The organism is Psychroflexus sediminis (assembly GCF_900099815.1).
GTDB classification, from domain to species: Bacteria; Bacteroidota; Bacteroidia; order Flavobacteriales; family Flavobacteriaceae; genus Psychroflexus; species Psychroflexus sediminis.
Genome location: NZ_FNCW01000008.1, coordinates 128,821 through 141,417, shown reverse-complemented (window position 1 = coordinate 141,417; position 12,597 = coordinate 128,821). Strand labels below are relative to the sequence as shown.

The following is a 12,597-nucleotide window of genomic DNA, read 5'->3' as shown; positions in this document are numbered from 1 at the left end:
TTATGCAAGACGAAAATCCACTAGAATTCACTAACAGAATCCCTTTAGAAGAACTGAAATCGGCGACAGATGCCATACGGCATGAGCTCGCTAAAGTCATTGTAGGTCAGGACGATTTTATAAAGCTGCTTATCGTGGGTTTATTAACCGACGGCCATGTGCTTATAGAAGGGGTTCCTGGAATTGCTAAAACCATCACTTCAAAGTTATTTGCCAAATCCATCGATACGGAATTCAGCAGGATTCAGTTTACACCAGATCTAATGCCTAGCGATGTACTTGGAACTTCCATTTTAAAAGCAGATCAGTCTGATTTTGAATTTAAGAAAGGACCCATTTTTTCCAATATTGTACTGATCGATGAAATCAATCGAGCTCCTGCTAAAACTCAGGCGGCTTTGTTTGAGGTCATGGAAGAGCAACAAATCACGATGGATGGGAAAGAATACAAAATGCCACCGCCGTTTATGGTGATTGCCACTCAAAATCCCATAGAACAGGAAGGGACTTATGCCCTGCCCGAAGCTCAGCTAGACCGGTTTTTATTCAAATTGAAAATTGATTATCCAAATTTAGAAGAAGAAGTCCATATCTTAAAACTGCAGCATAAGCGTAAAGCTAAGCTTGCCTTAAGTGAGATTGAAACTGTGATGAAGGTGGAGACTCTGCTCAAATTCAGAGATCAAATCCATGACATCGTCGTGGAAGACAAAATCTTCGATTACATCGCTGAAATTGTTATGCAAACCAGGAAACATCCACATTTATTGCTTGGTGGTTCTCCCAGAGCTTCACTTTCCATTCTCAAAGTGGCTAAGGCCTTTGCGGCTATTCAAGGTAGAGATTTCGTAACCCCTGAAGATGTCAAGATGAGCCTGAAACCCACACTGAATCACAGGATTATTCTATCACCAGAAAAAGAAATGGAGGGCACAACCCCGGAACAGGTCATCGATCTTATTCATAAATCTGTAGAAATTCCACGATAGTGCGTCAATTTATTTCATCTCTTTATTTTGGCAGATTGGTGTATACCATTCTGTACAGTTTATCAGGCCTGTTTTTGCTTTCCTTTTGGTTTGAGAGCCTGTTTATCATCAGCACTGGCTTGCTCATTATATTTACAGGAATATTATCAGGTGAAGTTTTTAGATTGTTTAGTGGTGAAAAGTTTTCTGCAGACAGGATTTTACCGGATAAGTTTTCCAATAGCGATTCAAATGCGGTTGAACTCCACTTGGAAAATAAATACAACTTTCCCATTCATCTTGAGCTTATAGATGAAATCCCGGAGCAATTTCAGAAGAGGGATTTTTTGAAAACTCTATACTTAACAAAAAATTCAAAACGAGACTATAACTATACACTTACCCCCGTAAAACGCGGAGAATACAAATTTGGATATCTCAATTGTTATGTAAGTACCACGTCTAAACTGGTAAAACGACGTTATAGATTTGAAAATGAAGGCATGGTCAAAGTGTATCCGTCTTTTATTCAGATGCGTGACTTAGACTTTTTATCCATCGATCATAAAATGAGTCAGTATGGAATGAAGAAGATCAGAAGAATTGGACACACCATGGAGTTTGAGCAAATCAAAAATTATGTCACTGGTGATGATATACGAACGATCAACTGGAAGGCAACGGCAAAGCACAACAGTCTGATGATAAATCAGTATCAGGATGAAAAGTCTCAGCCAATTTATAATCTAATAGATGTAGGCCGTGTGATGAAAATGCCCTTTGAAGGTTTATCTCTTTTGGATTATTCTATCAATGCCTCTTTAGCTTTTAGCAATATCGCATTAAAGAAAAAAGATAAAGTCGGCATGCTCACCTTTGCCAACACGATTGAAAATTTTGTGCCGGCCCAGTCCAAAAAAACGCATCTCAACACCCTGCTGGAAACTTTGTATGGAATCCAAACCAACTTCCTGATCACAGATTTTAACAGGCTCTACGCGCATAGTAAAAGGAAAATCACCCAGCGCAGTCTGCTGATGATGTATACCAATTTTGAACACATGACAAGTTTGAAGAGGCAACTGCCCTACCTTCGCGCTGTGGCTAAATCTCATCTTCTGGTGGTCATCTTTTTTGAAAATACAGAATTGGATGAATTAGCAAATAAATCAACGACAAAACTATCAGAGATTTACGAAAAGACCATCGCCCAGGAATTTGTCTATAACAAACAGCTGATGGTGAAAGAACTGGAGAAAAATGGCATACAAGCTGTATTGACCAAGCCAAAGGATTTATCGGTCAAAACCATCAATAAATATTTAGAAATCAAAGCAAAAGGACTCTTATGAAACTGATTTTCGCTACACACAATCCCAATAAAGTCAAGGAAATTCAAGCTTTGCTTCCAGGACATATTCAGATGCTATCTTTAAACGATCTGGACTACACCAAAGAAATCGTGGAGTTTGGAGAAAGCATTGAGGCCAATGCCAAAATTAAAGCGGATACGATTTCAGAATTATACGACTTGCCCTGTTTTGCAGACGATACAGGACTCGAAGTGGAAGCTTTAGGCGGAAAACCAGGGGTCAAATCGGCGAGATATGCAGGTCAGGACAAAAGCGATGAAGCCAACAAAAAGAAGTTATTAAAGGAACTGGAAGGCAAAAAAAATCGCTCAGCACAGTTTAAAACAGTTATTGTCTTCAAGGATGGGTCTAAAGAAAGAATATTTACAGGCCTATGTGAAGGAGAAATCACAAAAGAACCTTCGGGTGCAGGTGGATTTGGTTATGATCCCATATTCAAGCCCAAGGGGTATTTGCAGACTTTTGCTGAAATGCCGGCTTCCGAAAAAAATAAGATAAGTCACCGCGGTTTAGCCTTTCAACAACTCATAGAATTTCTAAAAGCTTAAAATAAAAACAAATAGCCCTTATAACCAGTTTAGGAATACGTACCTTTGCACCTATTTTTAAAATACTTATGACTACATTTGAATCATTAGGCTTAAGCCCTGAAATCTTGAAAGCAATTGAAGATTTAGGATTTGAGTCCCCGAGTGAAGTACAGGAACAAACGATTCCAGTCTTGCTCGAAGAGCCTACCGATATGGTAGCGCTAGCCCAAACAGGTACAGGTAAAACCGCGGCATTTGGTTTCCCATTAATCCAGAATATCGACCTTAATTCTAAAAAAACACAGGGTTTAATTCTTTCTCCTACGCGTGAGTTGTGTATGCAAATTACCAACGAGCTAAAACAGTATGCAAAATACTACCAAAATCTCAACACAGTTGCGGTTTATGGCGGAGCGAGTATTACAGATCAGGCCAGGCAAATAAAGAGAGGAGCACAAATTATCGTCGCTACTCCTGGACGTATGAAAGATATGATCCAGAGAAATATTATCGATATTTCCAACATCAACATTTGTATTCTTGACGAAGCCGATGAGATGCTGAATATGGGTTTCTTCGAAGATATCAAAGAGATTTTATCACATTCTTCAGACCAAAAGAATACATGGTTATTTAGTGCAACGATGCCGAAAGAAGTATCGATGATTGCTAAAAAGTTCATGAAAAGTCCTAAAGAAATTACTGTAGGACAAAAAAACATATCGACAAAATCCGTTAGCCACGAATATTTCATCGTAGGTGGACGTGATCGCTATAGTGCGGTAAAACGCGTAGTGGATGCCAATCCAGATATATATGCAGTGATCTTTTGCAGAACCAAAAGAGACACTCAAAAAGTAGCTGAAAAACTTATTGAAGACGGTTATAGCGCTTCTGCCCTTCACGGGGATTTGAGCCAGGCTCAAAGAGATATGGTGATGAATAGTTTCAGAAAGAAGCAAATTCAGATGCTTGTGGCCACAGATGTTGCTGCTCGAGGAATTGATGTAGATGACATTACTCACGTTATCAATTATCAACTGCCAGACGAAATCGAAACTTACACCCACCGTAGTGGAAGAACTGGTCGTGCTGGAAAAGAAGGTAAATCTTTGGTAATCGTTACTAAAAGTGAGGTTAGAAAAATTCGTCAGGTTGAAAAAATTATCGGTCAGAAATTCACTCAGGAAGAATTGCCTTCCGGAGATGAAATTTGTAAACGCCAGTTATTTCACCTTGCAGACGAAATTAAGAGTACAAAAATCAATCCGGACATAGATTCGTTTATCCCGGATTTGGAAGCTCAGTTTGAAGATTTAAGCAAAGAAGAAATCATCAAGAAATTTTTCTCTGTAGAATTTACGAGATTCCATAATTACTATAAAAATGCTCCAAAAATAACTCAGCATTCTGCAGATGAATCTTATTCTTCCGGCAAGGATTATGGAGATGAAACCCGTTTCTTTATCAATATTGGTGAAAAAGACGGTTTCAACTGGATGTCAATGAAAGATTTTCTGAAAGAGCAATTGAATCTAGACCGTGATGGTGTGGCTAAAGTGGATGTGAAAAATACATTCTCTTTCTTTAATGTCGCTACAGATGACGTTGATAAAGTAGTGAGTACTTTCGACAATTTTATGCTAAAAGGCAGACATGTGAATGTTGAAATCACGAAAGACCAAAAAAGCGGTAGCGGAAGAAAAGGTGGCGGCGGAGGCCGTGATCGTGGAGATCGCAAACCGAGAAAACGTTTTGATAAAAACAAATCCTCTGATTTTAAAGGAAAAAAATCAGGAGGTTCAAGCGTAAAAAGTTCTTTTGAAAGAAGAAGAAAAAAGAGCTAAATTAATATTTAAAAAAGTCATTTCGATGCAAAAGGATTGCCTCGAAATGACTACTTTTAATATATGAATTTAAAATACACGATTACATTTATTAGCCTTTTTCTGGTTTCAATGATGAGTTGGAGTCAACAAAAAGAAGTGATTAGCATCTCAGGTATTGTGATGAATGCCGCCAACGATAAACCTCTTGAAAATGTTAATATTGTAAATATCAATACAGTAAAAGGATCTACTACAAATGAAGATGGTGAATTTCAACTCAAAGCTAGAATAAATGACACCCTGTATTTCTCCTATCTTGGTTTTAGATCTATACAAGTCAAAATAACTGATGACTGGGTAAAATTTGGTGATGTCAAAATTAAAATGACAGAATCTGCCATAGCCTTACAGGAAGTCAAATTACAAGAAGTTCAACTTACCGGTTATTTAGAAATTGACGCCAAAAACATTCCTATCTACGATAACTACAGGTATAGTATATCTGGTTTAGATTATGCTTACGAAGGTGGAAACTATCAAAGTAGTGCCATTTCAAAAGTTTTGCAGTCCATTTCCAATCCTGCTGATTTACTCTATAAGACCTTCAGTAAAAAGGATCAACAGATGAGACGTCTGCGCAAGATGAAAATGAACGAAAGCATTCAAGATATTCTCCAGGATAAATTCGACAGAGAAACCCTTTCAGCAGTGCTTCAAATTAGCAAAGAAGACATCGATCAGGTTTTGGACAGGTGTAATTATTCCAGAGACTTTATCACCACAGCCAATGACTTACAGGTTCTTGATGCTTTGAGCAGCTGCTATGAAGACTACAGAGCTATAAAAAGATAAGCGTTTTGAAACACATCAGCATACTTACTGGCGCAGGAATAAGCGCAGAAAGTGGTGTCAAAACTTTCAGAGACCATGACGGACTTTGGGAAGGTCATGATGTCATGCAGGTCGCTACTCCACAAGGATTCGAACAGAATCCGGAATTGGTTTTAGAGTTTTATAACAAAAGACGACAACAGTTAAAAACAGTTTCACCCAATAAGGCTCATAGACGTTTGGTTGACCTTGAAAAACAATTCGAAGTTGATATCATCACTCAAAATGTAGATGATTTACATGAACGCGCAGGAAGTTCTCTCGTCACTCATCTTCACGGCGAACTCATGAAAGCAAGAAGTGTGAACGATGAAAACCTCATTTACAACTGGACCGAAGACTTAAAATTAGGTGATGTGAACAGCGAAAATCATCAATTAAGACCGCATGTGGTTTGGTTTGGCGAAGCTGTGCCAATGATGGACAAAGCCATAGACATCATCAAAAAAACAGATATTATCATCATAGTGGGAACTTCTATGCAAGTCTATCCAGCGGCAGGGCTTATCGATTTTGCCCCACAACATACCCCTATTTATTTTATCGATCCAAGTCCTTCCATATCTGCATCAGAACATGTGCACGTGTTTGCTGAGAATGCTACAACTGGCGTGGAAAAAGTGGTCACCAAACTCCTGGGTTAAAGTCATAAGTAAAAAAATCAGACAAGATTTTGGCGTAAAAGTAAATCTTATTTACTGAAAAAAAATGCTGCTGAAAGCTTATATTTGCTGGCAAAATTAATTTTGAATTCATGAATTCACTTGACGCAATTTCTCCTATAGATGGGCGCTACGCTAGCAAAACTAAATCTCTAAACCGCTATTTCAGCGAACATGCTTTGATCAAATACAGAGTGCGTGTAGAGATTGAATATTTCATCGCCCTATGTGAATTGCCACTTCCTCAATTAAAAGATGTGGACAGTGCACTGTACCCGAGTTTGCGGTCTATTTATTTGGATTTTAGCCTTGAAGATGCAGAGCATATCAAATCGATTGAAAAAGTCACCAATCATGATGTGAAAGCTGTAGAATATTTTATCAAGGAGCGGATGGATAACCTGAACTTAAAAACATCCAAAGAATTTATCCATTTTGGATTAACTTCTCAAGATATCAATAACACTGCGGTTCCACTAAGCCTGCTTGAAGCCATTCATGATGTTTATATTCCGGAATTGGAACAGGTTATCAATAAGATTAAAGCTAAAGCTGAAGCATGGGCCAAAGTGCCCATGCTTGCCAGAACCCACGGACAACCGGCATCCCCTACCCGATTGGGCAAGGAATTCGAGGTTTTCATAGTGAGACTACAAGAACAATTAAAACAGTTGATAGCTGTCCCTTCCTCTGCTAAATTCGGCGGAGCCACAGGAAACTTTAATGCCCATAAAGTAGCTTATCCAGACATCGACTGGCGGGCTTTTGGAAAAGATTTTGTGGAAAAACGCTTGAAATTAAAACACTCCTTTCCGACTACTCAAATAGAACATTACGATAATATGGCCTCCATTTTTGATGCGATGAAACGCCTCAATACCATACTTCTCGATTTTGATAAGGACATTTGGAGTTATGTATCCATGGACTATTTCAAACAGAAAATAAAAAAAGGAGAAGTTGGTTCTTCAGCCATGCCCCATAAAGTGAATCCCATCGATTTTGAAAATTCTGAAGGTAACCTTGGCATTGCCAATGCTTTACTGGAACACCTTTCTGCTAAATTACCTATCAGTCGTCTGCAAAGAGATTTAACCGACAGTACCGTTTTAAGAAATATCGGTGTACCGATGGGTCACATGCTTATCGCACTTAAATCCACAGGCAAGGGATTAGATAAATTGGTTTTGAATGCAGACAAGATTCAACGAGATTTAAATGAAAATTGGGCTGTAGTGGCCGAGGCCATTCAGACGATTTTAAGGCGCGAAGATTTTGAAAATCCTTATGAAGCCTTAAAAGGTTTGACAAGAACCAATTCTAAAATAGATGAAGAAAGCATTTCCAGATTTATAGACTCTCTTGAAGTTTCTGATTCTGTAAAAGCTGAATTAAGAGCTATTACGCCATCAAATTACACTGGAATTTAAAGTTATGAGTAAAACCGCAGCCTGGATTTCTGCAGCGCGATTACGCACATTACCGCTTTCCCTCTCCGGGATTCTCGTAGGTTCTGGCCTGGCTTTTCCATTAGGGGAATTTGATTCTGCTATATTTTGGCTGGCAATGGCAACCACTCTGGGCTTACAAATCCTATCCAATTTTGCTAATGATTATGGCGATGGCATAAAGGGAACCGACAATGATGAACGCATTGGCCCGATGAGGGCTTTACAAAGCGGTGTCATCACCGATAAGGAAATGAAAAAAGGAATTATTTTAACCTCTGTCATCACGGCGACATTCGCTTTGATTCTTGTTTACGTGAGTTTTGGTAAAGATGATTTCTTTCTGAGTTTGGTTTTTATAGCCCTAGGAGCATCTGCAATTGTAGCTGCTATTAAATATACTGTAGGTAATTCTGCTTATGGATATAAAGGTCTGGGCGATGTATTTGTCTTTATCTTTTTTGGTCTCGTCAGTGTTTTGGGAGTTAATTTTTTGATGACCAAACAGATGGATTTCTGGTTACTATTCCCCGCTATAAGTATTGGCTTTCTGAGCAGTGCAGTTCTCAACCTGAACAATATGAGAGATGAATACGGTGATAAAAATGCCAACAAGAAGACCTTGGTGGTCATCTATGGCAAACAATTCGCCAAAATCTATCATTTTTGTTTGATTACTCTGGCCTTTTTAAGCCTTCTTGTTTTCTTGATAATATATCCCTACAGTCAATCCATATGGCTTATAGTAGCACTTTTAGCTTTCCTTCCGTTAGCCGTTCACTTAAAAAAAGTTATGCAGTACAAAGACCCTAAGCGTCTGGATCCAGAACTTAAAAAAGTGGCCTTAAGTACCTTTGCACTTTCCTTAGCTATATTTTTGATTTTATTACTAAGCAATTAAAATAGGTTCAAGAGAAAACTTAACTTTATAACATTAATTTGTAAATTGGAAAAAAATATCTGATGGATTTTAAAAAGAAAATGTTACGCGATGATGCCTTAAAAGGCAAAACCATAATCGTTACAGGTGGAGGAAGTGGCTTAGGAAAATCAATGACTAGTTACTTTTTGGAACTTGGAGCAAACGTAGTCATTACCAGTAGAAATCTAGACAAATTAAAAAACACGGCCTCTGCTCTTGAAGCGGAAACCGGAGGGAAGTGTTTACCCGTTCAGTGTGATGTAAGGCACTACGAAGAAGTGGAACAGATGATTGAAAAAGCCCATGAGGCTTTTGGTGAAGTAGATGTTTTATTGAATAATGCTGCTGGAAATTTTATTTCTCCAACTGAAAGATTGTCAGCTAACGCCTTTGATACCATTATAGATATTGTATTGAAAGGATCCAAGAACTGTACTTTGGCCTTAGGAAAATATTGGATAGACCAAAAGCAGTCCAATAAAACCGTCTTAAATATAGTAACGACTTATGCCTGGACAGGATCCGCTTTTGTGGTGCCTAGTGCTACTGCGAAAGCTGGAGTGCTTGCCATGACGAGATCCTTAGCCGTAGAATGGGCAAAATATGGCATACGTTTCAATGCGATTGCTCCTGGCCCTTTTCCTACAAAGGGCGCCTGGGATAGGCTATTGCCAGGTGAACTCAAGGAAAAATTTGATTTGGCTAAGAAAGTTCCCCTTAAGCGCGTTGGGGATCATCAGGAATTAGCCAATCTGGCTGCTTATCTGGTATCCGACTTTGCTCAGTATCTCAATGGAGAAGTCATTACTATTGACGGAGGTGAGTGGTTGAAAGGTGCTGGACAGTTCAATCTTCTTGAAGCGGTTACACCAGAGATGTGGGATCAATTGGAACAAATGATTCGTAGTCAAAAGAAAACTTAATTTAAAATTTAAAACTTCATAATAAATTAGACCTCTTCTAATGCCATAAATAATTGTAATTTTACAACTTATAATTCATATATTTTAATGGGTAAAATAATTTCGATTGCAAACCAGAAAGGCGGAGTTGGTAAAACAACAACTGCAGTAAACCTGGCAGCCGCTTTAGGTGTTTTAGAAAAAAAAGTCTTGTTGATCGATGCAGATCCTCAAGCCAATGCAACTTCCGGACTAGGTATAGATATAGAATCAGTGGAGATCGGTACTTATCAACTTCTGGAGCATACCAAAAATGCGGAAGAGGCTATCATTGAAACCGATTCGCCAAACTTAGAACTCATCCCCTCTCATATCGATCTTGTAGCGATTGAATTGGAGCTCGTCGATATGGAAAGACGTGAGTATATGCTGAAAGAGGCTTTGCTACCTATAAAGTCGAAGTTTGATTATATTCTCATCGACTGCGCCCCTTCTCTTGGCTTATTAACACTGAATGCTTTGACCGCATCTGATTCGGTCTTAATCCCTATTCAATGTGAATATTTTGCTTTAGAAGGCTTAGGTAAATTATTGAATACGATTAAGAGTGTACAAAAGATTCACAACCAGCAACTCAATATAGAAGGCTTATTGCTTACTATGTACGATTCCAGATTGCGCTTGTCCAATCAAGTCGTTGAAGAAGTTAAAAAACACTTTAATGACATGGTTTTCGAAACCATTATACAGAGAAACGTGCGTTTAAGCGAAGCCCCTAGTTATGGTGAAAGCATCATAAAGTACGATGCCGCCAGTAAAGGTGCCAACAACTATTTAAGCCTAGCTGAAGAAATTATTAAAAAGTCAAAATAGATTCATGGCTAAAACGACAAAGAAAAAAGCTTTAGGAAGAGGACTTTCTGCCTTGCTCAATGATCCTGAAAACGACATCAAATCTGCAGAAGATAAAAATGCCGATAAAGTCGTAGGCAATATTGTGGAGTTAAGTCTTGAAGCTATTGAAGTAAATCCTTTTCAGCCCAGAACCAGTTTCAGCGAAGAGGCGCTCAAAGAATTAGCTTCCTCTATCAGAGAACTTGGCGTGATACAACCTATCACAGTCAGAAAGTTAGATTTCAATAAATACCAACTGGTTTCTGGAGAACGTCGTTACAGGGCCTCCAAAATGCTTGGTTTAGAAACGATTCCATCTTATATAAGAATCGCCAACGATCAGGAATCTTTGGAAATGGCTTTGGTTGAAAATATTCAACGGCAGGATCTAGACCCCATCGAAGTGGCTCTGTCCTATCAAAGACTTATAGATGAGATCGACCTGACTCAAGAAGAATTAAGCGATAGAGTAGGCAAAAACAGATCTACGATTGCCAACTACCTCAGACTCCTAAAATTGGATCCTATCATTCAAACAGGGATGAGAGATGGATTTTTGAGCATGGGTCATGGTCGCGCACTCATCAACATCAGCAATACCGATGTTCAGCTTGAGGTCTACGAACAAATTCTAAAGAATAAACTTTCCGTAAGAGAAACGGAAGCTTTAGTGAGAAAAATTCAGGATGATTCTAAACCATCTAAAACTAAACCACAGCCTAAAGTTGATGAAAAGAAGCAAAAAGCACTAAAACAGATTTCTTCTTATTTCGGTGCTAAGGTAGAATTGAAAATCAACAAAAAAGGCAATGGAAAATTGATTGTTCCTTTTTCTTCTGATGAAGATTTTCAAAGAATAAAAAAATTAATCCAAGGTGACTCGTAATCTTTTATTTTCGCTTGTTTTTATTTTTGCAGGTTTAGGTTTGGCTTCAGGTCAAGAACTGGATACTTTAAATATAAAAAGCAGCATGATTTCCACTGAAGATGCTTTTAAACTAGATCTTTACGATCCTTTAGCTCCTGCTAGATCAGCCTTTTATTCAGCTATATTACCAGGCCTGGGCCAGGCCTACAACGGAAGCTATTGGAAGATTCCCTTGGTCTATGCGGGCATTGGAACCAGTATGTATTTGGTTATCTTCAACGACAATCAGTATGACCGGTATCGGGATGCTTTCAAGAGAAGACTTGCCGGTTTTGATGATGATGAATTTCAGGGTATTTTAGAAAACGATGGTTTAATCAACGCTCAAAAGCAGTTTCGACAAAATAAGGAATTTGCCATTTTAGCTACTGTAGCTTTTTATTTACTGAACATAGTAGATGCAAACGTTGATGCTCACCTTCGTCAATTTGATGTCTCCAGAGATCTTTCCCTAAGTCCAAATTTTGAACCCAATTTTTTGAGTGGAAATATAGACTATGGCTTAACTTTAAATTTTAAATTTAATTAAATGAAACTCGCTATACTTGGCTACGGCAAAATGGGTAAAACCGTTGAAGAAATCGCTAGCTCCAGAAATCATGAGATTGTCTACATCACTTCAGACGAATTGGATATAGATCAGTTGAAAAAAGCCGATGTGGCTATAGACTTCAGTATTCCTGAAGCTGCTTTTACAAATGTCACCAGCTGTCTTGAGCATAAGGTCTCTATCGTGTCAGGAACAACAGGCTGGCTCAACCAGTATGAAGAGGCAGTTGAAGTCTGTAAATCAGAATCAGGCCGGTTTCTGTATGCTTCCAACTTTAGTATAGGCGTAAATGTTTTTTTTGAATTGAATTCTCATTTAGCCAAAATGATGTCTGGTCTCAAAGAATATAAAGTCAAACTGAAAGAAATTCATCATTTAGAAAAGAAAGATGCTCCAAGTGGCACGGCCATCAGCTTAGCAGATCAGATTATAAATGAGTCCAACTATCAAACCTGGAATCATCCCCCTCAAAACGATAAATTTTCAATTGGTATTGAAGCTGAACGAGAGGAAGGTGTTTTTGGCTTTCATGATGTCATTTACGACTCAGGCATCGATACCATTTCGATTTCACATAATGCTAAATCTAGAAAAGGCTTTGCTCACGGTGCGGTTATTGCAGCAGAATGGATCCTCAAGCAAGACAAAGGCGTTTATTCAATGAAGGATGTACTTCAACTCAATTCTACAACTTAATTCA

13 protein-coding genes are annotated in these 12,597 nt (G+C 38.4%); all 13 read left to right on the top strand.

Annotated elements, in window-relative coordinates; all coding sequences use genetic code 11:
- Nucleotides 1–2: 2 nt before the first annotated feature.
- The 13 genes from BLP81_RS09305 to dapB all read left to right on the top strand — a co-directional run bounded on the left by BLP81_RS09305 (nucleotide 3) and on the right by dapB (nucleotide 12,593).
- Nucleotides 3–989, top strand: a complete 987-nt coding sequence (locus tag BLP81_RS09305; RefSeq protein ID WP_093368193.1) for an AAA family ATPase — start codon at nucleotides 3–5, stop codon at nucleotides 987–989.
- On the top strand, nucleotides 989–2,320 hold the full coding sequence (locus tag BLP81_RS09300; RefSeq protein ID WP_093368192.1) for a DUF58 domain-containing protein: 1,332 nt from the start codon (nucleotides 989–991) through the stop codon (nucleotides 2,318–2,320). Before BLP81_RS09305 ends, BLP81_RS09300 begins: the two co-directional genes overlap by 1 nt.
- Nucleotides 2,317–2,889, top strand: a complete 573-nt coding sequence (gene rdgB / locus BLP81_RS09295; protein ID WP_093368191.1) for an RdgB/HAM1 family non-canonical purine NTP pyrophosphatase — start codon at nucleotides 2,317–2,319, stop codon at nucleotides 2,887–2,889. Before BLP81_RS09300 ends, rdgB begins: the two co-directional genes overlap by 4 nt.
- Before the next feature lie 68 nt (nucleotides 2,890–2,957).
- A complete protein-coding gene (locus BLP81_RS09290) occupies nucleotides 2,958–4,718 on the top strand; it encodes a DEAD/DEAH box helicase (protein ID WP_093368190.1) in 1,761 nt (586 codons plus the stop codon).
- A 63-nt stretch (nucleotides 4,719–4,781) separates the two neighbouring features.
- A complete protein-coding gene (locus BLP81_RS09285; RefSeq protein ID WP_093368189.1) occupies nucleotides 4,782–5,552 on the top strand; it encodes a carboxypeptidase-like regulatory domain-containing protein in 771 nt (256 codons plus the stop codon).
- A gap of 5 nt (nucleotides 5,553–5,557) precedes the next feature.
- Nucleotides 5,558–6,235 (top strand): Sir2 family NAD-dependent protein deacetylase, encoded by a 678-nt coding sequence (locus BLP81_RS09280; protein ID WP_093368188.1) that lies wholly within the window; start codon nucleotides 5,558–5,560, stop codon nucleotides 6,233–6,235.
- Between the two features lie 110 nt (nucleotides 6,236–6,345).
- Complete coding sequence (purB, locus tag BLP81_RS09275) at nucleotides 6,346–7,683, top strand: adenylosuccinate lyase (RefSeq protein ID WP_093368187.1); 1,338 nt, start codon at nucleotides 6,346–6,348, stop codon at nucleotides 7,681–7,683.
- Nucleotides 7,684–7,687: 4 nt separating this feature from the next.
- Nucleotides 7,688–8,602 (top strand): 1,4-dihydroxy-2-naphthoate octaprenyltransferase, encoded by a 915-nt coding sequence (gene menA / locus BLP81_RS09270; protein WP_093368186.1) that lies wholly within the window; start codon nucleotides 7,688–7,690, stop codon nucleotides 8,600–8,602.
- Between the two features lie 62 nt (nucleotides 8,603–8,664).
- Nucleotides 8,665–9,546 carry an SDR family oxidoreductase gene (locus BLP81_RS09265; protein WP_093368185.1) on the top strand — a complete coding sequence of 294 codons (882 nt, stop codon included), beginning with the start codon at nucleotides 8,665–8,667 and terminating at the stop codon, nucleotides 9,544–9,546.
- 87 nt (nucleotides 9,547–9,633) lie between these two features.
- Nucleotides 9,634–10,398: a ParA family protein gene (locus BLP81_RS09260; protein WP_093368184.1), complete on the top strand. Its 765-nt coding sequence runs from the start codon at nucleotides 9,634–9,636 to the stop codon at nucleotides 10,396–10,398.
- A 4-nt stretch (nucleotides 10,399–10,402) separates the two neighbouring features.
- Entirely contained in the window at nucleotides 10,403–11,305 is a 903-nt protein-coding gene (locus BLP81_RS09255; protein ID WP_093368183.1) for a ParB/RepB/Spo0J family partition protein, read from the top strand.
- Nucleotides 11,295–11,876, top strand: a complete 582-nt coding sequence (locus tag BLP81_RS09250; protein ID WP_093368182.1) for a DUF5683 domain-containing protein — start codon at nucleotides 11,295–11,297, stop codon at nucleotides 11,874–11,876. Before BLP81_RS09255 ends, BLP81_RS09250 begins: the two co-directional genes overlap by 11 nt.
- Nucleotides 11,877–12,593 carry a 4-hydroxy-tetrahydrodipicolinate reductase gene (dapB, locus tag BLP81_RS09245; RefSeq protein ID WP_093368181.1) on the top strand — a complete coding sequence of 239 codons (717 nt, stop codon included), beginning with the start codon at nucleotides 11,877–11,879 and terminating at the stop codon, nucleotides 12,591–12,593.
- The last annotated feature ends 4 nt before the right edge of the window (nucleotides 12,594–12,597 follow it).

Excerpts from the sequence above, each read along its gene's own strand:
- rdgB (WP_093368191.1), top strand. The coding sequence starts at position 2,317 with ATGAAACTGATTTTCGCTACACACAATCCCAATAAAGTCAAGGAAATT.
- BLP81_RS09305 (WP_093368193.1), top strand. The coding sequence starts at position 3 with ATGCAAGACGAAAATCCACTAGAATTCACTAACAGAATCCCTTTAGAA.
- menA (WP_093368186.1), top strand. The coding sequence starts at position 7,688 with ATGAGTAAAACCGCAGCCTGGATTTCTGCAGCGCGATTACGCACATTA.
- BLP81_RS09255 (WP_093368183.1), top strand. The coding sequence starts at position 10,403 with ATGGCTAAAACGACAAAGAAAAAAGCTTTAGGAAGAGGACTTTCTGCC.
- purB (WP_093368187.1), top strand. The coding sequence starts at position 6,346 with ATGAATTCACTTGACGCAATTTCTCCTATAGATGGGCGCTACGCTAGC.
- BLP81_RS09260 (WP_093368184.1), top strand. The coding sequence starts at position 9,634 with ATGGGTAAAATAATTTCGATTGCAAACCAGAAAGGCGGAGTTGGTAAA.
- dapB (WP_093368181.1), top strand. The coding sequence starts at position 11,877 with ATGAAACTCGCTATACTTGGCTACGGCAAAATGGGTAAAACCGTTGAA.
- BLP81_RS09285 (WP_093368189.1), top strand. The coding sequence starts at position 4,782 with ATGAATTTAAAATACACGATTACATTTATTAGCCTTTTTCTGGTTTCA.
- BLP81_RS09290 (WP_093368190.1), top strand. The coding sequence starts at position 2,958 with ATGACTACATTTGAATCATTAGGCTTAAGCCCTGAAATCTTGAAAGCA.
- BLP81_RS09265 (WP_093368185.1), top strand. The coding sequence starts at position 8,665 with ATGGATTTTAAAAAGAAAATGTTACGCGATGATGCCTTAAAAGGCAAA.